Here is a 25,136-nt window from a genome sequence, read left to right as displayed (position 1 = left end):
TAATGAGTTTACGAAACAATAAAACCGTCGTTACATATAGATACTCATGACTAAAAAGCAAAACTCACTTAATAGGTAGGTTTTGCTTATTTATTATAAGACACTCATCTACTTTCTGACACAGGCCGAATTTTTATGCCTAGTAAATATTTTTGGGCCAGTTTTGGCTTCATCAGTATCCTCTTTCATTTAACCCTGATTTTTTCAGGCTTGGTACCGAATTTAGTCAGTCGACCACTTCATATGGCGCTGGCGCTGCCTTGGGCGTTTATTTTCCTCAGCAACACACCCTTACAACGCTATTCAGGCTATCTATTTACAGTATTAGGTTTAATGGCAACATGTTGGGTTGCCTACAACGCAGATATTCTAGTTGATCAGTACGGCTACATCAGTGAAAGATACCAACTCTGGATCGCTGGCATTTTACTTCTTAGTGTTTTAGAAATGGCTCGACGCTGTATCGGCTGGCCACTGCCTTTAGTCGCCGCTATCGCACTTTGTTATGGATTATTTGGACAATACATTCCCGGTGAATTCGGTCACCCAGGTACGCCAATCGGCAGTTTTTTAGGAACTTTAACCATTGCTGAAGGCGGGATTTGGGGCAAACTCACAGGGGTTTCTGTCAGCATTGTCGCTATTTTTGTTATCTTTGGAGCCGTATTAAACGCAGGCGAAGCGGGACAAGGCTTTATGAATCTAGCAATGGCTGCGGCAGGAAGACTTCGTGGCGGTGCAGCAAAAGTATCGGTTATTTCCTCTGCATTGTTTGGCTCTATTTCTGGTTCAGCGTCAGCCAATGTAGCATCCACCGGCGCGATCACGCTACCCGCTATGACTAAACAAGGCTATCCAAAATCACTTGCAGGAGCGACCGAAGCCGTTGCCTCTTCTGGTGGGCAAATCATGCCGCCTTTAATGGGGGCTGGCGCCTTTGTTATGGTTGAACTTACGGGTATTCCTTACCAAAGTATCATGATGGCCGCCATCCTACCCGCTATTTTATACTTTTGGGCCGTGTGGATTGGTATTGATGCCTTTGCTCTGCGTTATGACCTAAAAGCCGTCAACAAAGACCAGCAACCAAGTCGACGACAATTACTGATTACCTGCAGCTTCTTCATGATCCCATTCACGATTTTACTATGGGGAATGTTTGGGCCTGCTTTTACACCACAATTCGCAGCCAGTATTGCAATATTTGGCGCGGCGATTTTGCTCTTCTTTAACTCAAAAGGAGTATCAAATAAAAAGCAGATTTTTGAACGTTTAGAAGACGTTGGCGTTAATGCAGGCAAACAAATAGCAATGATAGCCGCCATTATTTTATGTGCCTCTATCGTTGTTGGCGTGCTATCTATTACGGGGCTAGGCGTAAAAATCACCTCTCTCATTATTTCAGGGGCATCAGGGATGCTCTGGCCAGCAATTATCTTGACCGCTATTGCTTGCTTAATCTTAGGGATGGAAGTGCCGACGACGGCGGCTTATGTAATCTGCATTTCAGTTGCGGGCCCGGCTTTAGCCCAATTAGGCCTATCTCTTATACAGGCACATTTATTCGTATTTTGGTTCGCACTATTATCAACTATCACACCACCAGTATGTGGTAGCGTCTTTATTGCTGCAGGCATGGTGAAGGAAAACTGGCTGAAAGTAGCAGGCGTCGCTATGATGTTAGGGATTGGCTTATATTTAATTCCGCTGGCGATGATCGCCAACCCTTCATTGATCGAGTTAGGTACCAGCCCTTTGCTCGCTATCGCTAGTGGATTAAAAATCGCACTCGCACTTTACTGCATTTCAATGTCATTAATCGCACCTTTTAAAATACTAAAACGTGCCTTTTATCTGTCAGCAGGACTAATGTTAATTTTTGCTTTTTCGATTTAATAGGTACTTTAATAAGGCTCTTAGGAAGGGAAAAACTGGGAGCCTTACCTTACTCAGTACAGAAATTATAAACACCACAAGGGAACAACTATGCAGCCACTTTATGTAGAGCCCCTACATGAACCAAGCTTATTAACTTAATAATGGGCTTAATGATAAGTTGCGCACTACCAACGACAAATAACCAAGTGCCACTTTCTACCAGCGAATCATTAAGAAAAAAGAAACTTCCTATCAAAAACCAAATGGCAATCATCAGGTCATTGAAAGCACCAAGTGCTTCGTATCGACGTTGAACAACAATGTGTTGGTTACCAATATCTATGTCTAGCTCTCTACCATTCGCTTTTATCACTTTTACTCCTATCATTAACCTAAGAAACACTCTGACAAAACCGTAACGAATCGACTTAAATTTAACAACCTAAACCCATAGATAAGAACCCAAATACGCTTTAAAACCTCATTTACTGACTCTATGCTTTTTCGAATGCCTGTTTATATTGATAAGTACTCGTTATATCGAGCCTATTTTCATCACCTGCACCCCCTATCAATACAGTGCTTTTGATTCGCCTTTAATAAGTAATTGCGAAAATATTAAGACTCTTTTCCCTGCTGTCCTGCCCATACTCAGCCTTACAGCCGATAAGTTATGGAACACCAAACTCATGCTGTCGTCTAAGCGAAAAAGTACTGCTACACTCTATAACCAACACATCACATCCTAGAGGTTTTTTCAAGATATCTGCCTAATAGACGAAGGGGAAAAAAATGAACAATAGTTTCGACACCCAACAACAGATCACTGTTAACGGTGAGCAATTTCATATTCACTCCTTAAAAGAGCTTGGTGACAAAGCCAAACAACTGCCGTTTTCCTTAAAAATATTGCTCGAGAATCTACTTCGTAACGAAGATGGCCTAAATATCAAAGAACAAGACATCCAAGCCTTATTAAATTGGGATCCTCAAGCAAAGCCCGCATCCGAAGTCGCTTTTACTCCTGCTCGCGTTGTCATGCAGGACTTTACTGGCGTACCAGCCATTGTTGACCTAGCCGCAATGCGCGATGCAATGGAAAAATTGGGCGGTGATCCAGCTAAAATAAACCCTCTATCTCCTGCCGAATTGGTTATTGACCACTCTGTTCAAGTCGATGGTTACGGTAATGCCGATGCATTTGATTTAAACACCAAACTGGAATACGAAAGAAATCAAGAGCGCTACGAATTTTTGCGCTGGGGACAAACAGCCTTTGACAACCTAAAAGTCGTGCCACCAGCGACCGGCATTGTTCACCAAGTCAATTTAGAATATCTAGCTCGTGTAGTATTTAACAAAGATCGAAATGGCAAAAAATACGCCTACCCAGATACGCTAGTGGGAACCGATTCACATACCACCATGATTAATGGTTTAGGCATCCTTGGTTGGGGTGTGGGCGGCATTGAAGCGGAAGCCGCTATGCTTGGCCAACCTATTAGCTTACTGATCCCTCAAGTTGTCGGTGTTAAATTAAGTGGGCGACTACCCGAAGGCACAACGGCAACAGATCTCGTTTTAACCCTTACCGAAATGCTCCGTAGCCACGGCGTTGTCGGTAAATTTGTTGAGTTTTACGGTGATGGCCTTGCTGATTTACCGCTTGCCGACAGAGCGACGATTGCCAATATGGCACCAGAATACGGCGCGACCTGCGGCATATTCCCTATTGATGATGAAACCATTAACTATCTTCGCCTAACAAACCGCGATGAAACGCAACTTAACCTGATTGAAGACTACGCAAAACACCAAGGCCTATGGCGCAATGATAGTATTGAAGCCAATTACACCGACACACTAGAACTTAAATTAAGCGATGTCGTCCCAAGCCTTGCTGGCCCTAAACGCCCACAAGACCGAATTCCCCTTGATACAGCGGGCGATGCCATTCGTCATCATCTAAAAGGCTTTCAAGATGAGCGCATAGCTCGTGAAAATAAAAGCAGTGAAGAACAAGCCCGGATAGAAAGCGAAGGACCTGTAACCCACCCCGATGAATCCGTAGATGAAGCGCCAATTAAAGGTGCCGCTACCGTTAATTTTAAAGGCCAAGAGTTTGAACTGAATGATGGCGCCTGTGTTATTGCCGCCATTACCAGTTGCACCAATACTTCCAACCCAAGTGTGATTCTAGCAGCGGGATTGGTTGCTAAGAAAGCAGCCCAGCTAGGTATTAATGTTAAACCTTGGGTAAAAACTTCATTGGCACCTGGCTCTAAAGTCGTGACAGACTATTTGGTAAAAGCAGACTTAATGGATGATCTAAAAAGCCTTGGGTTTGACCTTGTAGGTTATGGTTGCACTACTTGTATTGGCAACTCAGGTCCATTAGCGAATGAAATAGCCGACGCCATCCAAAAACACAAACTTATTGTTAGCTCTATTTTATCAGGCAACCGAAATTTCGAAGGGCGTATTCACCAAGACGTAAAAATGAATTTCTTGGCGTCCCCACCGCTCGTTGTCGCCTACGCCCTTGCTGGTCGTACCGATATAGACATTTACAAGGAGCCTCTAACACAGGACACCAATGGCAAAGATGTTTACTTGCAAGACATTTGGCCCAGCGTACAAGAAGTCAATGATTTGGTTAAAGAAACCCTTACTAAAGATATGTTTGCCAAAAGCTACGCCAACGTATATGAAGGCGACAGTCACTGGCAGCAAATTCAAATACCTGATGGCAAACTTTACGACTGGAACGATGCCTCAACCTACATTAAGAAAGCCACCTTTTTTGATGGTATGAGCATCGACCCTCCAGGCATTCCAACGATCAAAGCAGCCCGTTGTTTAGCCAAACTGGGAGATTCTGTCACTACCGACCATATTTCTCCTGCGGGCTCGATTAAAGCCGATTCACCCGCCGGTTTATATTTACAAAAACATGGCGTAGAAAAAAACCAGTTCAATTCTTACGGCTCTCGTCGAGGTAACCATGAAGTCATGGTCCGAGGTACATTTGCCAATGTAAGACTTAAAAACTTGCTTGCTCCAGGCACCGAAGGCGGCGTTACTCGTACTCAACCTGACAATAACCTAGCCAGCATTTACGATGCAGCAATGACTTATCAAGAAAACAACACACCATTAGTCATTCTTGCAGGCAAAGAGTATGGTACCGGCTCGTCACGTGACTGGGCAGCTAAAGGCTCATTATTGCTGGGCGTAAAAGCCGTAATAGCACAAAGTTATGAGCGAATTCATCGCTCTAATTTAATCGGCATGGGGGTCTTGCCCCTACAATTCAAAGACGGTGACAGTTATGAATCTCTTGGCTTAACAGGGCAAGAACAATTTGACATCAATGGGCTACTCGACAAAGTCGATGAAGTTACCATTGTGGCAACGAATAGCGAAGGCCACACAATACATTTTAGTGCGGATGTCCGAATAGATACGCCCAAAGAGTGGGACTACTACAAACATGGCGGGATTTTACAATACGTATTACGGGGGATGCTCGACTAACCTACCCACCTTTGCCACTCTATATGTGCAGCTCTATTTTTCAGTAACAGAACCAATCAGCCAAGCTCAGTGGTTAGCTTGGCTGATTTAGTGACGATGCGCTATTTTGCCAACAAACATCACACTTCAGTTTGGCCTATTTTCTTCACCATGTTTACGCTCACGGTTTCATAACCCATTTCAGCGTAAAGCTTTTGCGCGGCGCTATTGTGGGAAAAAACATGCAAGCCAATATTGACGATATTATGCGTTGCAGCGAAGTCTTCAATTTCTTTTAGAGCAAGCTTGGCATAACCCTGACGACGATATTCTGCCTTGATTTCTAAATCGTAAATAAACACGGTACTTGTGGTGCTGCTGTTTTCTAGCGACAACCATATCATACCGACTGTCTCGTTTACTTCAGGCACTTTCATTTCAAAAAAGTGATTATTATCCGTTTCTATACCACGAGGTAGCAGTCTTTCAGTATCACGCCTAGCTCGAGTTAATGATCCTGTTTTCTGCCAGCGACCCGATTCCACATTTTCTCGTGCATATTGCACAATTAGCTCTTCAATATAAGAGGCAAAAAAGGGTTTTGACATAGACACTAACAAAGACATAACAACTCCATTTTATGTAAGGCAGAGGAAATCCTGCTCTGATGGCTTAAGTATTTATCAATTCTGCAATAAATAAAGATTTTTTTGATTCTTGAAGCACCCACCCAAGAACAAGCAGCCATAAAATAGCGATAATCAAATAACACCTTCATTTCACTAAACGGCGTATACGCCATATAGCCAGCTACTCAGCTACTCAGCTACTAATAAGTACCAGAAATCGCTTTATTAAACGACTGAAAGCTATCTTGGAGAACGTCGACTACTGACCAGTGACAGCCTATTTCACAATGGGCAATCGCCGAACTCAATTTATGTTCTGCAAAAGGCCAATCAAAAACCGTTATTTCTTGCTTGCAAAAAATATTACGCCATTCTCTATTAAAGACAACCTAATCAAATACACTTAAATGCAGGACACCTAAATAAAAGCCACATAAATGAAAAGCAATGCTACCCTTCTCGTTTTTTTCCCTGCTCTTTTTTTACGGCTTGCTCTTGTTGCCATACCCAAATAGGTGGCTTCACAAGTAATTTCCAACGATAGCTCCATGACGGTGCGCTTATCAATTGCTGTACAAGTTTTACATAACCACTGAAGAAAATTTTAAATGGATTAACGCTATTAATACGTGGGAAAACACCATACGTGACAGTCTCTTCCTCTTTTGCAAAAGTACCAAACATTCTATCCCAAATGATAAAAATGCCAGCATAATTCTTATCTAAATATTGGCTGTTTGTAGCATGATGAACCCGATGGTGTGATGGCGTATTAAAAACGGCTTCAATAGGTCGTGGGAACTTTTTAACGGCCTCAGTGTGCAACAACGTTTGAAACACCTGAACTACCATCTCTGCCAACAAAATAACAAATGGATGGAAACCTAAAAGCGCCAAAGGTAAATGAAAAAATAATGGAAAGAGCCAATCAAGAGGGCCAAACCGATAAGCTACTGAGATATTAAAATACGGAGAACTATGATGAACAGTGTGTGTCGCCCAAGCAAAACCATTTTTATGCAAGAATCGATGTTCCCAATAATAAGCTAAGTCTGCTAGTACAATACAGCAACCAATAGTCCATAAAGTTAGAGGCAAATCCGTGACCCTAAAGTGCTCATAGACGTAAAAGAAAATCCCCAAATAAGCCAGTCCGACTAAACTGACAATGGCAATAAACAAGGCTAGAGTCACGAAGTTTGCTACACTATCCCCAAGTAGGTTTTTAGTGATTTGCTTTTTAAATGCATAACGCAGTATTTCGACTATAAAAAGGCTGGCTGCGATCACAAAAAACCAGTCGCCAATAAACTCTTCTAACCAAAAAACGTCATCTGCCGTAAACACATAAGTTAACCAGTCCATTCTACTCTCCGTATAACACCAACATATTACTTGCCATAACCGTATTATCTGCAGACAACTGATACACCTCAATCACTTGCTCAATAGGTCTACGATAATCAAGGGTCTGCCATGCTTTTTCTATTTCTTCTGAGGTGTATTTTGCAGGAGCAAGAATTTGTATATGCAATCCTGGCTTCAAACTGATCCCCGCATCCGCGAGAGGCACGATTGTCCGCTCATAACCAATAGAAATATGCGCTCTCTTAAAATCATTAGAAAAGTCTTGATAAGCAACAAACACTCGGGTCGGCGCCTTTTTTAAACGTGCATGAAGTACAGTATTGTCGTTAAAGGCTTGCCATAGTTTACCCACATCAGCAATGTCTAGTGTGTCACTGGCGCCCACAATAGTACGAGCCTTAGAACGAACAACTGACTCCTGCATATCCTCGCCATTCTGAGCCTCCATTTGTACAGATGCTAATTGAGCCTTAGGTTTCCCTTCGGTGCTATGCGCATTGGCGACTTGCGGCTGCAACAAAGCAGCTGACCAGCCAACACCAACCACCAACACCGAAACGATAATAGATTGAGAAAAATTCATAATAATGCCATCTCCGCATGAACATGTTGCGTAGATTAGAATTAAAAATATAAATTGTCAATATGAAAATTAATAGGTTTTCAGATCCTATTCCAAAGTAGTAACAAGCAGTTTGGCTGTCGCCTTAAGTTGGTAAATTTGATCTATGGCGTTCAGTGGTAGAAAAGATTCTGCAAGCAAATGGCTTGCATAAATTCCATGAGCAACCAAAGAGACCTTGTTATTTTCTGCTGCTGGATATTCCTCCTGCAATAAGGAGCTCACAATTTCAATAAATTCATTCATAATACTTTGTTGATCTTGCTTCACTTCATCAAGGCGTTTGGCTTCAGAAAAAATGGCCTCACCAATGATAGCTCTCTCTATATGTTCTTGATTACCAACACTAAACAATGAATCAAGCAAAGCATCTACTTTATTAGCACTTGGCAACCAACTCAGAAGTTGCTGCCATTGTTGAGTGTAGAGGCCTCTAAACCGAGAGCTTAACGCACAAATAATGTCATCTCGATTACCAATATAGTGTCTTAAAATGGTGCGCTTCATACCTGCCTTGTCGGCAATATTCTCTAAGGATGTCGCCTGAATGCCGTGACTTAAAATACACTGCTGTAGCGAATCAAGAATCTCTTCTTTTCTCTGTGCCGCCATACTAGGTCTAGCCATAAATCCTCCTTCTTAAATATTCAAGATTATATCATGACTGATTAAATTTTCATGTTGACAAACAATTTAAAACACGTATAAACAATAAATTATCAACATGAAAATAAATAACACCTTAGCCCCACCCAAACAAGGGAGATCGTGAACACCACTCGATCAAAACAACTAAGGCCACCCTTTACGAAAATCATAGGATCTAACATGCTCACTTATTTACCTTGGAGTTACTGGCTTGGCGCACTTCTATTACTTTGGTTGATATACGATTTAGTACGTGGTGTTGCTTACATTTGGCAACCTTACAGTCGTCAGCAACAGCCAACCATGTATTGGTTTACGATGTTTGTTTGGGCACTGGTCGCAGCGTCCTGTTTTATTTTTCCTAACTGGTCAATAAGCTAGGAGAGAGACAATGGAACACAACATCTTTACCGCCAAAAATTACACCGACCCAGCTATCTTTGACTTAGAAATGAGAAAAATTTTTTCACAGTGCTGGCATTTCGCAGGTTTAGTGGAGGACTTGTCAAAAAACAACCATTACTTAACAGTACTGGCTGGCTACAACAACCTTGTTATAGTCCGTAATGATCATGGACAGCTCAATGCCTTCCATAATCGCTGTCGTCATCGTGGCATGAAAATACTAGAGGGAAGTGGAGAAATATCTCATTCTCACCTTAGTTGCCCTTATCACGACTGGGCATATAACTGGCAAGGGGAACTCAAAGGATTACCACAAGAAAAGGCCCAATTTAAAGGCTTAGATAAAGCCTGTTTGTCATTAAAACCTGCAAAAGTGAGCATTTGGCGTGGCATGTTGTGGGTTCACCCGGACCAAGATGCAACCTCGTTAGAAGACTACTTTTCAGGTATGCCTGAACACTTAGCACCCTATTGTGTAGAAGAGTTAATAGAAGCAAAAGACGAAATATTCGAAGTGGTTATTACGGCAAATTGGAAACTAGTAGTTGAAAATTACATCGACCACTATCATCTTTCCCAACTACACCGAGGCACACTCAATATGTATGATCACAAAAGCGCACAATTTGGCTTTTGTGGCGACCATTATTACTTTTGGGAACCTTTATCAGAGGAGTTTCGTAGCAACCTTGCAACCAACAGTGCTTTGCCACTTTTAATGGACAAAAACAGTCCTCAATTAGGAACCTTTGTACCTATGCTCTTTCCAAGCTTTGGCCTAGCCGAGAGTGAATCTAGCTGGTCTATTTATCAGATCCTCCCGCTTGAAGTAAACAAAACGCGAGTAATTATTCGCAACAAAGTCAAAAATACATCGTCATTGAATTTTTTAAGCCAAGCCGCCCGTTCCGCCAAATTTTGGACATCCCGAATCAAACCCAAAGATAACAGCTACCCTAACAAGCACCCTCTTGGTAGTGCCGACTTTATGCAAGAAGACATCTATGTATGTGAGCAGTTGCAAAAATCCTTAATAAGCCCCTACTTTGAATTTGGCCCTTCAGCCGCTCACGGAGAAGCCCCCATTCGTGGATTTCAAGAAAGAGTCTTACGATGGCTAAACGATGGCTAAACGATGGCTAAAACACATCAAAAAACAAAACAACATACAAAGCCACATGCCTTATTAGATGTTAAGCACCTGAATCAGTAAGTCATAAGCTCGAAACATGTTAGCAAAATCAAACAACATGCCGAGCTTACTGCTACTTTCAACTAATCAAGGATAAATAGCTATTTGGGGCTTATCTTATAGATTCTTTGCTAATAATCGATAGCTGTCTAAACGGTCGGCTTGACTATGAGTAACACTAACAAGAGACATCTCATCAACTTTAAACTCTTTCGCCAGTAACATCATTTCATCCCAACATTGCTCAGGTGTACCAATGGTATAACTAGCTTCAATGCGATCAAACAAGGCTTGATGGGAAACCGGTAAAGCTCGATATCGGTCACGCACCTCACTCGGTGTAAGGAAATCTTCTCTCTCTCCCATCTGAGTTGCAAACTTACGATACACAGCAGTTCCCGCACGAAGTTTGGCTTCTTCTTCTGTAGCTGCACATATACAAGCTATCGCTAACATGCGCTGCAAGGTTCGCTGATGCCCTGCCGCTCGCCAAGCTTGTTCGTGCGCTTCAAATATTCGTGGATGACAATTGTCCGGATCAATAAAGCGTGCTAACGCCAGATGGTAGCCTAATTGACCCGCTAGTTCCGCACTGCCCCCACTTGAGCCCAGCATCCATAAATCTGGCGAATCTCTCACATCTGGCATCACATTAATCGAGCCAAAAGGATGGTCTTTTTCAAAGGTACCATGAATAAAACCTTCTAAAAGACGCGCTTGCTCTTTATAAAACTGACCGTTAGATGGTTTATTCGGGAATGCCAAAGCCGACGACGTTAATCCCGACCCACCAGGTGCTCGACCTACCCCTAAGTCAATACGGTCAGGGAAAAGTGACGCCAGCATCGAAAAGCACTCCGCTACTTTTAAGGGACTATAATGTGACAACATCACACCACCACTGCCAACTTTAATTCGTGAGGTAATACTGGCCAAATGCGCGACTAATATTTCAGGGCATGGGTTCGCAAAATGCACACTGTCATGATGCTCTGCGACCCAAAAACGATGATAATTCAGCTCATCACACAGCTTTGCTAACTCTACTGTTAACAAAGGTGCCTCTTTTTTACTGTGAGATCCGTGTACTGGACTTTGATCAACAACTGATAGCTTTAAATTCATAAGTTTTTTCTTTATCAAAAAAATTACTTAACATGTTAACATAATCACTTTATATAATTCTATTCAAAGTATGATCGTAATTAGTTCTAGGACACCTGTAAAAATAGATTTGTAAATTAAGTAAAATAGATACATTTTTTATTTATTAGCAAAAAAACGCATCCACTTTTTCTCCCTAGTTAAAAAATATTATTACCTTATGCAGCCAGATCAATGGTGCTGTAGCCGACCTCCATTACGAGTATTTTTTGTGAGCATGATGAATTACCAATTTACATGGCATTAAACCCCCTCTCTACAACACATCACATCAACTCACCTTTCCAATAGCCTGTCTTGCATTCTTGCTTGGTGACTTGATGTATTAATGGAATAATCGCTCGTAACATAGCCGTTTCTGGGCGGCTTTTAGAGGTAGAGATATAGACATCACGCCATAAATTTGGCTCAACAACTTCTAGAGCATGAATTTGTCCTACTTGTTGTAAGTGATAAAAAGCCGATGTTGGTGACAATAAAATGCCATATCCATCCACCACATAACGTAGTGTTGTCATTAATTGCCCAAAAGCTGGTTTGTGTGTCACCCTGATTCCTGTCTCTTCTTCATATTGCCTCAAAATATAACCTAAGGAATCACGTTCACCAGTCACAATCACTTCATGCTCTGCCAGCTCGGAAAAACGAATGGTCGATTTTTCTCTTAGAGGTAAATGCGACTTCACTTTTGGATCACACCCCATTGAAATGAAAAGCTTTTCTCGGAACAGTTTTTCTTGGCGAATTTGGCTAACATCACTGCCATCGGGCGAAGAAATTGCTATGTCTATTTCCCCTGCCAACAGTTGATTGGAGAGGCTGTAGGATAAGCCAGTATAGAGTTGCAATTGAATCTTAGGGAAATTCTGTTCAACCAAAGCCAGTAAAGGCACAGAAATGACGTTACCAATTGGTTGAGTCATGCCGATTGATAATTGCCCCGCGGGCTCTCTTTCAAATTGGTGGACATCAAACTTAGCCTGTTCAACTTGACGAATAATTGATTCAGCGTGAGCTTTGAAAATTCGCCCCGTTTCTGTCAATGCCACTCCGCGAAAGCTACGTTCAAATAATTTCGCTCCGACTTCATGCTCTAAGTTCTCAAGCTGTAAACTAATACTTGGTTGAGCAACATCCAAAGCACGAGCCGCGGCGGCAATACTATTAGTCTCTGCCGTTTTTAGAAAAAATAAAAGTTGCTTGGTATTCATAATTCATAGCTATATAAAAAATATGGAGCTCCACCATAATCATTTTAGTTTTTTATATCCACTAGTTTATTTAACATGTTAACCACGAACTTTTAATCAAACAAAAACTATTTAGAAAGAGAAATAACATGGCTTCTACTCCTAGAAATTTTGAACACCCAACTCGCTTTAACGATACAGAATGGAAAGCTCGTGTCGACTTAGCCGCGATGTATCGCATTTTTGCGTATCTAAAATGGGACGAGTCCATCTACAACCACATTTCAGTGCGTGTACCAGGAGAAGACAATCACTTTTTGATCAACCCATTTGGGCTTCACTACAGTGAAGTGACAGCCTCCAATTTGGTAAAGGTGGACCTTGAAGGCAATATTATCGGTCACTCAGACTGGCCGATTAACCCGGCCGGCTTTACTTTCCACAGTGCGATTCATGACAAGGTAGATGATGCACATTGTGTTATGCATGTTCATACTACGCCAACCCTTGCTGTCTGTTGCTTAGAGGACGGATTGTCTTACAGTAACTTCTACTCCGCACAACTATGGGACAAAGTCGCTTACCACGAGTTTGAAGGCATTACATTGCATATGGATGAAGGTCAACGCATTCTAGACAGTGCCGGTGGCAAACCACTGTTGATGTTGCGGAACCATGGTCCCGTTGTCATGGGCGCATCACTTGCACAAGCTTTCTCTCTGATGTGGCTAGTCAACCGTGCTTGTGAAGTACAAATGGCTTCTATGTCGATGGGAGCCGTAAGAGAAATCCCTGAAGAAATTTGCAAAAAATGTACCGCTCAGTCGCTTAACTTTGACCCTAAATTCGGCGCTGGTGAAGATGTCTTTGCGGCGATGAAACGCATTGTTGCAAAACAAGACCCTTCCTTTATGCATTAAGCCAAAATCCAGCCGAAGGGTTCTCAATACTCTCAATCCATTTACTAGAAACGTGCTTTCAAGTACCGAGAGTAAGTGGACGATAACCTTTGTTCGTTGTGAAATAATCGCAAGAGGACTCAATTCATGACATCGCCTTCATTCAGGGCGATGTCACTGTCCGCATGATAAAACGGGGTCACCAACATGGTTCTAAAGAGACGGTTAGCGACTGGCTTTCCCAAGTCATTTCTATAAACACGCCCAACCTATTTAAGCCGATAACCACGCTCTTCCAGTGCTTCAAAAAGCATATGAGGTGTAAGAGTGCTTGCGTCTTTAATGAGGCCATTTCAAGCCAACATTGCAATCATAATGGCATTTGGTCAATTAAAAACAAACGCTCCATCCTGCTTTCTCGGTGTTCCATAAAAAGCTGTGACCTACACCATATTTATTATGGTTTTGCTCTATCTAAGCTTTTTTTAACATGCTAGTTATTATAAAAAATACATGAATCAAAAAGGAAAGAGAATATGAAAGTATGTATCGTAGGTGTTGGAGCGATTGGCGGCTTTATTGGCGGTCGCCTTGCTACGAATAATAACCTCACCGTCAGTGCGTTAGCACGAGGTGATAGTTTAAACGCCCTTAATAAATATGGCTGGCGTTTAGAGCAAGACGGGGAGGTCATCCAGCGGCCTTGTATCGCAACTGAGTCTGCAGAAGAGCTTGGTGTCCAAGACATTGTATTTATTGCTTTAAAAACACCAGCTTTAGCACAGGTTTTGCCAACGCTTGCGCCATTAATTGACGAAAAAACATTAGTTGTTTCTGCAATGAATGGTATTCCTTGGTGGTTCTTCCGAGATATTGAAAAACAATCTGGCCAAGTATTTCAATCAGTTAACCCGCAAGGAAAAAACAGCCTAGCCATCCCCTATGAAAATATCATTGGCTTAGTTGTTCATGCGGCGGCGATTCGTAAAGAGCCAGGTCTCATCCAGCACAAAGCGGGAAATAAATTAATTATTGGTGAGCCTAAAGGCGACAAATCAGAAAGAGCTGAAATGCTAACCAACATGCTTTCTGACGTCGGCTTTGACACTATACACTCTGAAAACATCCGCTCTGAAATTTGGTTCAAGCTGTGGGGGAATATGACAATCAACCCTGTGAGTGCTGTCACAGGAGCAACGGCTGATAAGATACTGCAAGACCCTCTTGTTCGAAAATATTGCTCATCCGTCATGAATGAAGCCGCTATTTTAGGCGAACATATAGGCTGTATGATTGACGAAGACCCAGAGACTAGACACAAAGGCACAGAAAAACTAGGCGCATTCAAAACATCTATGCTGCAAGATGTTGAAAATGGAGGTGCTATAGAGTTAGATTCAATTCTTGGTATCATCTATGAACTCACCCAAAGGCTAGAAATAGAGTCACCAAATATTGAGTCCCTATTTGGTCTTACGCGATTATTTGCGACCACTAAAGGCCTATATAAAAAAGCAGAGTTATAATAAAAAGCCGGATGATACTTAACTATCATCCGGCTTATTTCAAAAAATCATCAGCACTAGTATAGAGTTATTTAATAGCTACCCATGTTGCTATTTTTGCTACTGCTATTTCTTGCTGTTGATATCATCCACATATTTTCTAAAATCTGCCAAGGCGGCCTTTGCATCAACATCACGATCAGTAACAGAGTCGACCCAGATCTGATCAATACCTTCAGCCAATTTATTTAGGTCTTTCACGCGTTGGTCATTTTCAGCAAGGAACACCACGTTTACACCTTTTTCTTTCGCTTCCAAAATCCCGTTATCATCCGCTTTACCCCAAGCTGCGCCAGCAAGTTGCGACAGCCTTTCACCAGAAACGCTCATAATGGCCTGCTGATCTTTTGTGCTAAGCCCTTCAAATACGTCTTGGTTCATTACTATGCTGAACGCAGTGGTGTACAAACCTTTAGGGAACAAAGTAAGGTCGGTACTTATTTCACTTAAGCGGAAAAACTTCTGCTCTTGAGCTGGTAAGAACGTGCCATCGACAACACCTTGCTGCATCATTTCATAAGACTTAGGTGATGGGGCTGACACTGGAGTGACTTCAAGGCGTTCAGCAAGATCGTTAACCAAACCACCACCAACACGCATTTTTTTGTCTTTTAAATCGTCCAAAGAATTCACTGGAAACTTGGTATGAAGTTGTCCTGGACCATGTACGAATAAGCCTAATAGCTGAAAACCTTCGTATTCGTCTGCTGGTTCAAAGTAATCTTTATAGGTTCTCCACAAGGCCACAGACCCCGTTTCTGCATCCGTAATTTCACCCGGGATTTCCGCCACACCAGACAATTTAAAACGCCCAGGTAAATACGCTTCAACGCTAAATCCGACATCATAAATACCGTCTTCAACCGCATCATAAATGGTTTTTGGGTGACCGGTGTAGTTTTCAATAACCACTTCGACACGACCTTCAGTCGCCTCTTCAACCCATTTTTTCCACGTTGGCCAAACCGTTGCATTCTGAGGGTTGGTAGGCGGTAACCAAGTGGCGACACGTAGAGTAGTTTCTGCAGCCGCTGCGGAAAGAGAAAGTACCGCACCAGCAGTCACACAAAGTAGATTTTTTTTAAAATTCATCATTTTATTATTCCTATTATTTATGAATTATATTCGAGGCCACCAACTTCAAAAGCAAAGTCAGTGACATCCTTTACTAAAACACTCGTTATCGATAAAGAAGCTCAGGTAAGAACATCGACACTTGAAACACAAATACAATGATCAAAAGCCGAAGAATATCGACACACCAAAAAGGAGTAACACCTTTAAAAATGGTGCCTGCTCTCACATCTTTTAGCACTGCGCTCAGCACAAAGACATTCATCCCAACAGGTGGGGTAATCAAACTGATCTCAGTCACCACTACAACAACAATACCAAACCAAACAAGATCAAAACCTAAACTAGCCACCAAAGGAAAGAACACAGGCACCGTCAGCAACAGCATAGAAAGGCTTTCAAACACCATACCTAATACAACGTAAATACATAAGATAACCAAGATCACCACAATGGGCGCAACATCCAAGGCTGTAACAAAGTTTAACAGCGCATCCGGCAGCCCTGCTCGGTTAATAAAATCGGAGAAAATAAGAGCCCCAATAACCACGCTAAATAGCATCGCGGACGTTCTGGCCGTATCGATTAGTGTTTCGTACAAACCCGGAAGGCTCAAACTGCGGCGCGCAAAACCAATAACCAAGGCACCACCAGCACCAATACCAGCGGCTTCCGTTGGCGTAAAAACACCCAAATAAATACCACCCATAACGATGGTAAACAGCATGAGTACACCCCAAATTCCCCTTAAGGCAATCATGCGTTCTTTGAACGTCATACGTTCCCCAGCCGGACCTGCTGCTGGGTTACGCCAAACCACATAACGTACAGCAGCCATATACAGTACGATACCCAACATTCCAGGAATAAAACCAGCAGCAAACAGCTCGCGAATACTGGATTCGGTTAGCAAACCGTAGATTACTAAAATGACGCTTGGTGGAATCAATATCCCCAAGGTTCCGCCCGCTGCAATAGAGGCCGTAGCCAAGCTATCGGAGTAACCAAATTTACGCATGGGTGGCATGGCCACTTTCGCCATGGTCGCCGAAGTGGCCAGACTTGAACCACAAATAGCTGAAAAACCACCGCAAGCCAATACGGTCGACATAGCAAGACCACCTTTTCGGTGTCCCAAAAAAGCATACGATGCGTTATACAACTCTTGAGAAAGGCCGGATCGAGTGACAATGTTCCCCATCAGAATGAACAGTGGAATAACCGATAAGCTGTATTCCTGAACGGTTTCAACTACCCGATTAGAAGCCAGTGTCAATGGTGCGGTCCATCGAAACGAAAAGAGGTTGTCAAAGCCAAGCCCCTGCAAAATTGCAAAGCCAAAAAAGCCAACAATGCCCATCGCAAATGCAATCGGCATACGAAACACGAGTATTAAAAGTAACAGTACGGCAAAACCAATAAATACAACTGACACGTTATTCTCCAACCGACTGAGAAATATTTTTATTTTTTAATACGCAATAAGCACCGTAGGTCAGCATGCATGCTGCTGTGACCCAACTCATTAATGCAATATATTGTGCAATATGACCAGCAGGCAGACCAAGATATTCAGTGAGTTCTCCACGACGAAGTGAGCGTTCTGCCAACTGATAAATACGAACGGCTAGAAAATAAAAAGACGTCGAAATGATAAATACAGAAAAGATAGCGAGAATTTTGACAATACGATAGCCTAAGATTTGATCCAATAGATCAACAACAACATGACTACCGCGCCAAGTAATAATAGGCATTTGAGCAAACACCATAATTGCTAAACCGATTTGAGTCAGCTCAACAGCGCCATTAATAGAATTATTAAAAAGGTATCGACCTGCTACATCAAAACAAGTCAATAATACGATCAACAGCAATACCGTCGCAGCGATCCCTTCAAGTATCAAACCAATCCATCGGTAGATATTAGGTTCCGGATATTGCTTTTCTATCCATCTACTTAGTTGCATGACAACTCCTAGTTCATACTCTAGTTATTATTTTTATTTAGTTATCATGTTAACTAAATGCTCATTAAAATAAAACCGCTTTTGATAAAAAACCTTGCAAAATATATGGTCTACATAACTTCAAATATTTGCAGTTCAACTAAATCAGGGCGACGTATACCAGTTCCAACAAAAACACGTTCGGTTATCCATTGCATAGACGGCGAGCTTGTTTCAAATGATGGTACGCAGCGAAAATAGATATGTTCAGGCGCAACCGCTATGCCTGCTTTTATCTTTTGCGTCACGTCTGCTGACGCCACACGAATCGCTTTGTTCTGGATAAAGATTAACTCACCATTCTCTAACTCAATGACGTATTGAGCATCGAGATGCGTCATTCTGGGGGTTAGGATTAATTGGAAGTCAGCGCCACCTTGTAGCACTTTCCCCTGCCAACCATGCCCTTCAACTGACCCACCTGTAATCGGAATAACTCGACGCTCGCCATGCACTGACACGCCCACTTCCTGGGGCACATCAATTTCCACTTTTAACGTCGCAAAGTGTTTCAACTCAGGGACTTGGATCATAATCTACTCCTATCAGAATTAAATCCATTACAGACGGCTTTTACCGTAAGTAAAAGTACCATTTTCTTCAGAAGCTTGAGGCTTAGGAACAGCGGTCCCCGTTTGAGGGGAGACAGGAAAAATGGCATTGATTTGCCCCGTTCCAGACGCACCAAAATACGGTGTTAATACTTCTACTTTTTGATCGTAATCCGACCAACCAAGCGCCCCAAGCAACATTGCAGTATCATGCATGAAGCCTTCGCCATGGCCTTTGGCGGCGTATTCAGGCAACATTTCGCAGAAAGTATCCCATTCAGCGTTTTCCCACATTTTCACTACGGATTCATCAAGAGATTCTAAGAAAGGGCTCCAAATTTTATGAGCGAAATCCGGCGCACTGCCATTTTGAGCAAATCGATGGGACAAAGAACCACTGGCTAAAATCGCCACATTACCGTCGTAGTGTTTCTCAATGGCTTCGCGCAGCGCCCAACCAAAACGAGCAGAATCATTAAGATAATGAACCGTTAATAATGCCGAAACAGAAATAACTTTGAAATGCAGGTCTTGGTTCATATAACGCATAGGAACCAGTGTGCCGTATTCTGGTGCAAGTGTTGTTTCATCATGGGCAAGGGTTTCAACCCCCTGCTCATTACACACTTGAGCAATGATTTTGCCTAACTCAGGATTACCGTACACCTCATAATCCATATTCTTAATAAAGTGTGGCAACTCATTACTGGTGTAAGTCCCCTTGAAATGCGGCGCGCAATTGATGTGATAATTAGCGTTCACCAACCAATGCGTATCAAAGACAATAATGGTATCGACGTTGAGCTCTTTACAACGACGTGCGATTTCATAATGCCCATCAATGGCGGCTTGACGAGTACCTTTTCTGGGGCCATCTAATTCCGAAAGATACATAGAAGGCACATGCGTAATTTTGGCGGCGAGTGCTAACTTACCCATAAGTAAAACCTCTTAACGTGTCACGTTCTACTTAAAGAGAGCGTGAATATTATTTTTATTAAATTTAAGAACGGGGTGTAATTCCGTTAATTCAAATGATATTTGGCAGTAACTCGTATCCGTAATGGGTTTCATCCAATCACAGAGTATTTCAAATACCCTCTCTGCCACTTCTTGGCGTAATTCCATACTGCGGCCGTGACCAATTTTGAGAGTCAGATTCAGCAGAGCAAAGTCTTCGCGCCCATCCGCAACACGATAATCATCACACCGAATGGCGCGACTTCGGACACCACCCAATGGAAATGCCCCCGTCGAAACCACATACTCGTGAAACGCTTTAAAAAGCGGCTGAAAATCCAACTGCTCTTCCAAATTTGCTGAATACTCAATAATAAAATGTGGCATTTTCGCTCCTCAACGGAACCCTCATAAAGAGAGAGTTCCTCAATCGACGTTTTATCAGAACATCACCAGAATAACGACTAAATGCCCCATTTAGGAATATGATGACTTCCCATACTAATGCACACATTCTTTGGTTCACAGAAAATTTCGTAACTATATGTACCACCTTCGCGGCCAGTACCAGAGGCTTTCATTCCCCCAAATGGTGTACGTAAATCTCGTACGTTTTGGCTATTAACAAACAGCATTCCTGCTTCAATACGACGTGCAATACGATGCACCTTGCCATTGTCTTGTGTCCATAAATAAGAGGCCAAGCCATAGTCGTTGTCATTAGCCATACGAATGACATCTTCTTCATCTTTGAATGGAATCAAAACAGCAACAGGGCCAAAAATTTCTTCACGAGCAATTCGCATCTCATTGGTCACATCGCGAAACGCCGTTGGACGAACAAAATGACCGCCTTTAAGATGATCTGGCAATTCCGCAGTGGGCTTTTCAGGACCACCAGCGATCAAGGTTGCGCCTTCTTCGATGCCTGTTTTAATGTAGCCTGTTACTTTTTCCCAATGCTGTTGACTGATCAATGAACCTACTTTGGTATTCATATCCGTCGGATCACCTACTTCGATTTTCTCCGCGCGAGCCGCAAAGTCCGCACAGAATTTATCGTAAATGCTTTCTTGTACGAAAATTCGAGAACCCGCTGTACAACGTTCGCCGTTGATCGAAAAGATCCCAAATACAGCCGCATCAAGGGCACGATCATAGTCACAGTCATCAAAAATCATCACCGGAGATTTTCCACCTAATTCCATGGAGAATTTCTTTAGACCCGCTGTTGAAATAATATGTTCACCAGTGGCGGTACCACCAGTAAAAGAAATCGCGGCGACATCTGGATTGGTAATTAAAGCATTACCCGTGGTTGCACCAAAACCATGAACCACGTTAAATACACCCGCCGGAATACCGGCTTCCATGGCCAGCTTACCTAGAAAATCTGTGGTCAAAGGAGACAACTCTGATTGTTTCATTACCGCTGTATTACCCAATGCTAAGCAAGGCGCTGTTTTCCAAGTCCCCGTCATAAAAGGCACATTCCATGGGGAAATAAGTGCACAAACGCCCGTCGGTTGATACAGAGAATAATTCAACATTTGATCGTCCATAGGATAAGTATGGCCGTTCATTTGTTTTGCCATTTCGGCAAAAAAATAGAAATTATTGGAAGCGCGCGGTACCAATGCATTTTGTGTTTGATACAGAGGCAACCCCGTATCGGCCGTTTCCATTTGCGCCAATTCTTCCACGTTGTCTGCAATCAAATCGCCTAATTTGGTGATGATTTTAGAACGTTTTGCTACAGGCATATTCGCCCAAGCAGGGAATGCCGCTTTCGCTGCGGCCACGGCTTCTGCGACTTGCGCATCCGATGCATGTGCGACTTCAGCCAGCATTTCACCCGTTGCAGGATTAAAGGTTTGGAAAGTTTCTTTGCTTTCTACCCATTTGCCATTGATTAAGTTTTTTATCATTTTTATAGCCTCTTCAAAGCAGATTATTTTTTCTTCCCTGCCCGTTATTAGAACTCAAAAAAGAGCTCTAAATAACATCAAGCAGAGCAAAACTCATTAACATGTTAAGTAAATTATTCCTCATAAAGGAAATTGTCAAGAGACAAGAATAGAACAGAGCGAATTTTCTTCTGCTCAACTTGATCGCCCTTATCTATGTTTAGTTTTCACCCAATCTGATTTTTTTGAGTTGACAGAAGAAAAGGATTAAGCAAATATAGTTAACATGTTAAGCACATTAGGACAAACATCCCATGCTCTATTACAAAACAAGAAAGAATGATCAGGTGATCAATTTACAAGCGCAAGCCGCCTTTGAAGTACCGTTAGAAAACAACCTTTTACCTGCTGTTAACGGCGCCGTGATTGGTGTGGCTCTAAACGACAAGACTCTTTATCAGTCGTTAGAAAAACAATTTAACGAAAAGCCTCATGTCAGCCCACCTAAGACACCGGTTCTGCACATTAAAACCGACAACACTCACATTGGCTATGGCGATACTATTCAAATCCCAAGCAACCTAGGATCGGTTTTTGCTGGGCCATCATTAGGCATTGTTATCGGCAAAAAAGCCTGTCGCGTCACCGAAGAAAGTGCGCTTGATTACGTTCAAGGCTACACCATAGTGAATGAGGTTAGCCTAGCTGAAACGTCTTTCTACCGCCCAGCCGTCAAAGCCAAATGTCGCGACACGTTTTGCCCTATCGGGCCTTGGGTGGTTGATGCCACTGACGTGGAGACGCCCCAAAACTTGACCATCAAAACCTATATAAACGATACGCTCTGCCATGAAACCAGCACCAACCAAATGATTCATAGCATTGAACAAGTCATCGCGTATATCAGCAGTTTTATCACTCTAGACGTTGGCGACATGATTATCGCAGGCACACCACTTCGCACTGAAAGCCTTGAGATTAAGGCTAATGATGTAGTCATGGTTGAGATCGAAAAGATTGGCCGTCTCGTTAACCCAGTTGCCGCAGAATAAGGAGTGATTACCATGAAACGCGCAAAGATTTTATTAAATGAAGAAGCTGTAAACGTCACCATTAATGCGGCGAACCAAGTCGTTACCGAGCAAGGCACTATTATAGAAGAAGGGACATTTACTTGGTTACCACCTTGTGAAGGCAAAGCCTTTGTGTTGGCAATCAACTATGCCGATCACGCAGCAGAATTGTCTTTTAAAGCGCCAGATGAACCGTTAGTGTTTCTCAAATCCAGCAACACCCTAATCGGTCACGATCAAAAAACCTATCAGCCAGACAACATCGACTATATGCACTACGAGTGCGAATTGGTGGTGGTGATTGGTAAAGAAGCAAAAAACATTTCTCTAGAAAATGCCATGGAATACGTTGGTGGCTACACAGTCGGTAATGATTACGCCATTCGTGACTATCTAGAAAACTACTACCGCCCTAATCTACGTGTAAAAAGCCGCGATACTTGCACGCCAATCGGCCCCTACATTATCGATGCTAACGAAGTACCAGATCCTCATAATTTGACAATCCGTACCTACATTAATGGTGAACTGAAACAACAAGGTTCCACCAAAGACTTGATCTTCAATGTGCCTTACTTGGTGTCTTACTTAAGCAGCATTATGACGCTTACACCGGGCGATATGATTTTCACTGGCACCCCAGAAGGACTTGCCCATGTGTATCCAGGTGATGAAGTCATTACCGAAGTGGAAGGCGTTGGCATATTGAAAAATACCATTATTTCAGAAACTGACTATCTAAGTAGCCTCTAACAAAAACAACAAGGAACTCACCATGTTATCAGCCGACATCATCAAACAGTGTGCTCAGAACTTGCATCAGGCCGAAAAGGACTGCGTTCAGATTCGTCAAATATCGCTGGAATACCCTAATATTGACATCGACGGTGCGTACGCGATTCAGCGCGAATGGCTCAAGATCAAATTGGCAGAAGGTCGTCAGATTATTGGTCATAAAATTGGTTTGACCTCTCGTGCCATGCAATTAAGTTCGCAAATTGACGAGCCCGATTACGGCACATTGTTAGACGACATGCTCTATCACGACGGCTGTGAAATCGACACCAGCAAATTTATCGTACCGCGCATTGAAGTGGAACTGGCCTTTATTCTGAAAAAACCACTCAAAGGCCCAAACTGCACCATGTTTGATGTATACAACGCAACCGATTACGTGGTGCCAGCACTTGAATTGATTGATGCAAGAAGTCAGTCAATCGACCCTGTGACTAAACGACCTCGCTTGGTCTATGACACCATTTCGGATAATGCCGCTAACGCCGCTATTATCCTGGGCGGTCGACCAATCAAAATCGACGAAATGGATCTTCGCTGGGTATCGGCTATCATGATGCGTAACGGCATAGTAGAAGAAACCGGCGTCGCCGCCGGTGTATTGAATCACCCAGCCAATGGTGTGTCATGGTTAGCCAATAAACTGGCGCCGTTTGATGTCGAGCTGGAAGCGGGGCAAATCATCTTAGGTGGGTCGTTCACTCGACCAACGGCCGCTCGAAAAGGGGATACATTCACGGTGGATTATGGCCCACTTGGGACGGTCTCTTGTCACTTTAAATAGTGTCTTGCCATTTAAAATAAAAAACCTAGTCAATCATTTTACCGACTGAAATAGAAAGAACGATAATAACAAAAAATATGAGGATAACCGGATGAGCGCGCCAAAAAACGAATTTAAGATGGCTCTTAAAAACCGTGACACACAGATTGGCTTATGGCTGGGTCTTGCCAATTCTTACACGGCGGAACTGATTGCCTCCGCTGGGTTTGATTGGCTATTAATCGATGGAGAGCATGCGCCAAACACCTTGCAAACCATGGTAAGCCAACTGCAAGCCATCGCGCCTTATCCGAGTCACCCTATTGTGCGCCCTGCGTGGGCAGATCATGTCAGCCTAAAGCAAATACTCGATCTTGGTGTCCAAACGATTTTGGCCCCCATGATTGACAGCGCAGAGCAAGCAGAGCAAGTGGTCAAAGCAACACGCTACCCTCCCCAAGGTATTCGAGGTGTTGGAAGCGCCCTAGCTCGCGCTTCCCAGTTCAACCGCACGCCCAATTATTTGACCACCGCCAATGACGAAATTTGTGTTTTAGTGCAAATAGAAACCCTTGCAGGCGTGAATGCATTGGACGCCATTCTGGATGTGGAAGGCGTTGATGGTGTGTTCATTGGCCCTGCAGATTTAAGTGCTTCCATGGGCTTTATTGGTCAACCGAATCATCCTGAGGTGGTCGCCGTTATCGAAGCCTGCATAGCCAAAATTGTCGCAAAAAATAAAGCACCAGGCATTCTAATGGCAGCACAAGAGCAAGCGAAACGTTATATTGCCCAAGGCGCCTTGTTTGTGGCCGTCGGCAGTGACACCGGCTTACTGATGAACAGCACAAAAAACCTTGTTGATTCATTTTCCAACAACACAACCAATACTGATAAAGGTGGTGACTCAGTTTATTAAGCTGAGTCG

24 protein-coding genes are annotated in these 25,136 nt (G+C 42.8%); 10 read left to right on the top strand and 14 right to left on the bottom strand.

Features of this window, described 5'->3' with window-relative positions; translation table 11 throughout:
• Window positions 1-135 precede the first annotated feature (135 nt).
• The gene (locus DFP80_RS14790) at window positions 136-1,896 is read left to right on the top strand and encodes a TRAP transporter permease (RefSeq protein ID WP_113917588.1); all 1,761 of its coding nucleotides are present in this window, start codon (window positions 136-138) and stop codon (window positions 1,894-1,896) included.
• Between the two features lie 88 nt (window positions 1,897-1,984).
• Here DFP80_RS14790 and DFP80_RS14785 read toward each other — a convergent pair whose 3' ends face one another.
• Complete coding sequence (locus DFP80_RS14785) at window positions 1,985-2,251, bottom strand: YrhK family protein (protein WP_241560290.1); 267 nt, start codon at window positions 2,249-2,251, stop codon at window positions 1,985-1,987.
• Between the two features lie 419 nt (window positions 2,252-2,670).
• Between DFP80_RS14785 and acnA the strand changes: the two genes are divergently transcribed.
• On the top strand, window positions 2,671-5,415 hold the full coding sequence (acnA, locus tag DFP80_RS14780; RefSeq protein ID WP_113917586.1) for an aconitate hydratase AcnA: 2,745 nt from the start codon (window positions 2,671-2,673) through the stop codon (window positions 5,413-5,415).
• Between the two features lie 119 nt (window positions 5,416-5,534).
• Here the strand turns inward: acnA and DFP80_RS14775 are convergent, their stop codons facing one another.
• The 4 genes from DFP80_RS14775 to DFP80_RS14760 all read right to left on the bottom strand — a co-directional run bounded on the left by DFP80_RS14775 (window position 5,535) and on the right by DFP80_RS14760 (window position 8,640).
• Entirely contained in the window at window positions 5,535-6,020 is a 486-nt protein-coding gene (locus DFP80_RS14775) for a GNAT family N-acetyltransferase (RefSeq protein ID WP_113917585.1), read from the bottom strand.
• 453 nt (window positions 6,021-6,473) lie between these two features.
• Window positions 6,474-7,388: a sterol desaturase family protein gene (locus DFP80_RS14770; RefSeq protein ID WP_113917584.1), complete on the bottom strand. Its 915-nt coding sequence runs from the start codon at window positions 7,386-7,388 to the stop codon at window positions 6,474-6,476.
• A 1-nt stretch (window position 7,389) separates the two neighbouring features.
• Window positions 7,390-7,974, bottom strand: coding sequence for a hypothetical protein (locus DFP80_RS14765; RefSeq protein ID WP_113917583.1), 585 nt, complete (start codon window positions 7,972-7,974; stop codon window positions 7,390-7,392).
• A gap of 87 nt (window positions 7,975-8,061) precedes the next feature.
• Entirely contained in the window at window positions 8,062-8,640 is a 579-nt protein-coding gene (locus tag DFP80_RS14760; protein WP_113917582.1) for a TetR/AcrR family transcriptional regulator, read from the bottom strand.
• A 201-nt stretch (window positions 8,641-8,841) separates the two neighbouring features.
• Between DFP80_RS14760 and DFP80_RS14755 the strand changes: the two genes are divergently transcribed.
• Both DFP80_RS14755 and DFP80_RS14750 read left to right on the top strand, forming a co-directional pair.
• Complete coding sequence (locus DFP80_RS14755; protein ID WP_113917581.1) at window positions 8,842-9,042, top strand: hypothetical protein; 201 nt, start codon at window positions 8,842-8,844, stop codon at window positions 9,040-9,042.
• A gap of 10 nt (window positions 9,043-9,052) precedes the next feature.
• Window positions 9,053-10,198: an aromatic ring-hydroxylating oxygenase subunit alpha gene (locus DFP80_RS14750; RefSeq protein WP_113917580.1), complete on the top strand. Its 1,146-nt coding sequence runs from the start codon at window positions 9,053-9,055 to the stop codon at window positions 10,196-10,198.
• 177 nt (window positions 10,199-10,375) lie between these two features.
• On the opposite strand, the gene DFP80_RS14745 is transcribed toward DFP80_RS14750, so the two are convergent.
• A complete protein-coding gene (locus DFP80_RS14745; protein WP_113917579.1) occupies window positions 10,376-11,383 on the bottom strand; it encodes an MsnO8 family LLM class oxidoreductase in 1,008 nt (335 codons plus the stop codon).
• 305 nt (window positions 11,384-11,688) lie between these two features.
• A complete protein-coding gene (locus DFP80_RS14740) occupies window positions 11,689-12,633 on the bottom strand; it encodes a LysR family transcriptional regulator (RefSeq protein WP_113917578.1) in 945 nt (314 codons plus the stop codon).
• Between the two features lie 128 nt (window positions 12,634-12,761).
• Between DFP80_RS14740 and DFP80_RS14735 the strand changes: the two genes are divergently transcribed.
• Window positions 12,762-13,532 carry a class II aldolase/adducin family protein gene (locus DFP80_RS14735; protein ID WP_113917577.1) on the top strand — a complete coding sequence of 257 codons (771 nt, stop codon included), beginning with the start codon at window positions 12,762-12,764 and terminating at the stop codon, window positions 13,530-13,532.
• A gap of 515 nt (window positions 13,533-14,047) precedes the next feature.
• Window positions 14,048-15,037, top strand: coding sequence for a 2-dehydropantoate 2-reductase (locus DFP80_RS14730; RefSeq protein ID WP_113917576.1), 990 nt, complete (start codon window positions 14,048-14,050; stop codon window positions 15,035-15,037).
• A gap of 105 nt (window positions 15,038-15,142) precedes the next feature.
• Here DFP80_RS14730 and DFP80_RS14725 read toward each other — a convergent pair whose 3' ends face one another.
• From DFP80_RS14725 to hpaE, 7 genes are all read right to left on the bottom strand, one after another.
• Window positions 15,143-16,171 carry a TRAP transporter substrate-binding protein gene (locus DFP80_RS14725; RefSeq protein WP_113917575.1) on the bottom strand — a complete coding sequence of 343 codons (1,029 nt, stop codon included), beginning with the start codon at window positions 16,169-16,171 and terminating at the stop codon, window positions 15,143-15,145.
• An 85-nt stretch (window positions 16,172-16,256) separates the two neighbouring features.
• The gene (locus DFP80_RS14720; RefSeq protein ID WP_113917574.1) at window positions 16,257-17,585 is read right to left on the bottom strand and encodes a TRAP transporter large permease; all 1,329 of its coding nucleotides are present in this window, start codon (window positions 17,583-17,585) and stop codon (window positions 16,257-16,259) included.
• Window position 17,586: 1 nt separating this feature from the next.
• Window positions 17,587-18,120 carry a TRAP transporter small permease gene (locus tag DFP80_RS14715; RefSeq protein WP_113917573.1) on the bottom strand — a complete coding sequence of 178 codons (534 nt, stop codon included), beginning with the start codon at window positions 18,118-18,120 and terminating at the stop codon, window positions 17,587-17,589.
• 110 nt (window positions 18,121-18,230) lie between these two features.
• Window positions 18,231-18,692, bottom strand: a complete 462-nt coding sequence (locus DFP80_RS14710) for a DUF3237 domain-containing protein (protein ID WP_113917572.1) — start codon at window positions 18,690-18,692, stop codon at window positions 18,231-18,233.
• A gap of 27 nt (window positions 18,693-18,719) precedes the next feature.
• Window positions 18,720-19,649, bottom strand: coding sequence for a 3,4-dihydroxyphenylacetate 2,3-dioxygenase (hpaD, locus tag DFP80_RS14705; RefSeq protein ID WP_113917571.1), 930 nt, complete (start codon window positions 19,647-19,649; stop codon window positions 18,720-18,722).
• A gap of 27 nt (window positions 19,650-19,676) precedes the next feature.
• Window positions 19,677-20,057, bottom strand: coding sequence for a 5-carboxymethyl-2-hydroxymuconate Delta-isomerase (locus DFP80_RS14700; RefSeq protein WP_113917570.1), 381 nt, complete (start codon window positions 20,055-20,057; stop codon window positions 19,677-19,679).
• Window positions 20,058-20,134: 77 nt separating this feature from the next.
• Window positions 20,135-21,598, bottom strand: a complete 1,464-nt coding sequence (gene hpaE / locus DFP80_RS14695) for a 5-carboxymethyl-2-hydroxymuconate semialdehyde dehydrogenase (protein ID WP_113917569.1) — start codon at window positions 21,596-21,598, stop codon at window positions 20,135-20,137.
• 326 nt (window positions 21,599-21,924) lie between these two features.
• Between hpaE and DFP80_RS14690 the strand changes: the two genes are divergently transcribed.
• From DFP80_RS14690 to hpaI, 4 genes are all read left to right on the top strand, one after another.
• Entirely contained in the window at window positions 21,925-22,629 is a 705-nt protein-coding gene (locus tag DFP80_RS14690; RefSeq protein WP_258546988.1) for a fumarylacetoacetate hydrolase family protein, read from the top strand.
• A 12-nt stretch (window positions 22,630-22,641) separates the two neighbouring features.
• Window positions 22,642-23,403: a fumarylacetoacetate hydrolase family protein gene (locus DFP80_RS14685; protein WP_113917567.1), complete on the top strand. Its 762-nt coding sequence runs from the start codon at window positions 22,642-22,644 to the stop codon at window positions 23,401-23,403.
• 22 nt (window positions 23,404-23,425) lie between these two features.
• Window positions 23,426-24,229 (top strand): 2-oxo-hept-4-ene-1,7-dioate hydratase, encoded by an 804-nt coding sequence (gene hpaH / locus DFP80_RS14680; RefSeq protein WP_113917566.1) that lies wholly within the window; start codon window positions 23,426-23,428, stop codon window positions 24,227-24,229.
• A 91-nt stretch (window positions 24,230-24,320) separates the two neighbouring features.
• Entirely contained in the window at window positions 24,321-25,127 is an 807-nt protein-coding gene (gene hpaI, locus DFP80_RS14675) for a 4-hydroxy-2-oxoheptanedioate aldolase (protein WP_113917565.1), read from the top strand.
• Window positions 25,128-25,136 lie beyond the last annotated feature (9 nt).

This window comes from Marinomonas rhizomae (assembly GCF_003315485.1).
GTDB lineage: Bacteria > Pseudomonadota > Gammaproteobacteria > Pseudomonadales > Marinomonadaceae > Marinomonas > Marinomonas rhizomae.
Note: the sequence above shows the minus strand (reverse complement) of the source record. Positions and strands in the feature narration are given on the sequence as shown.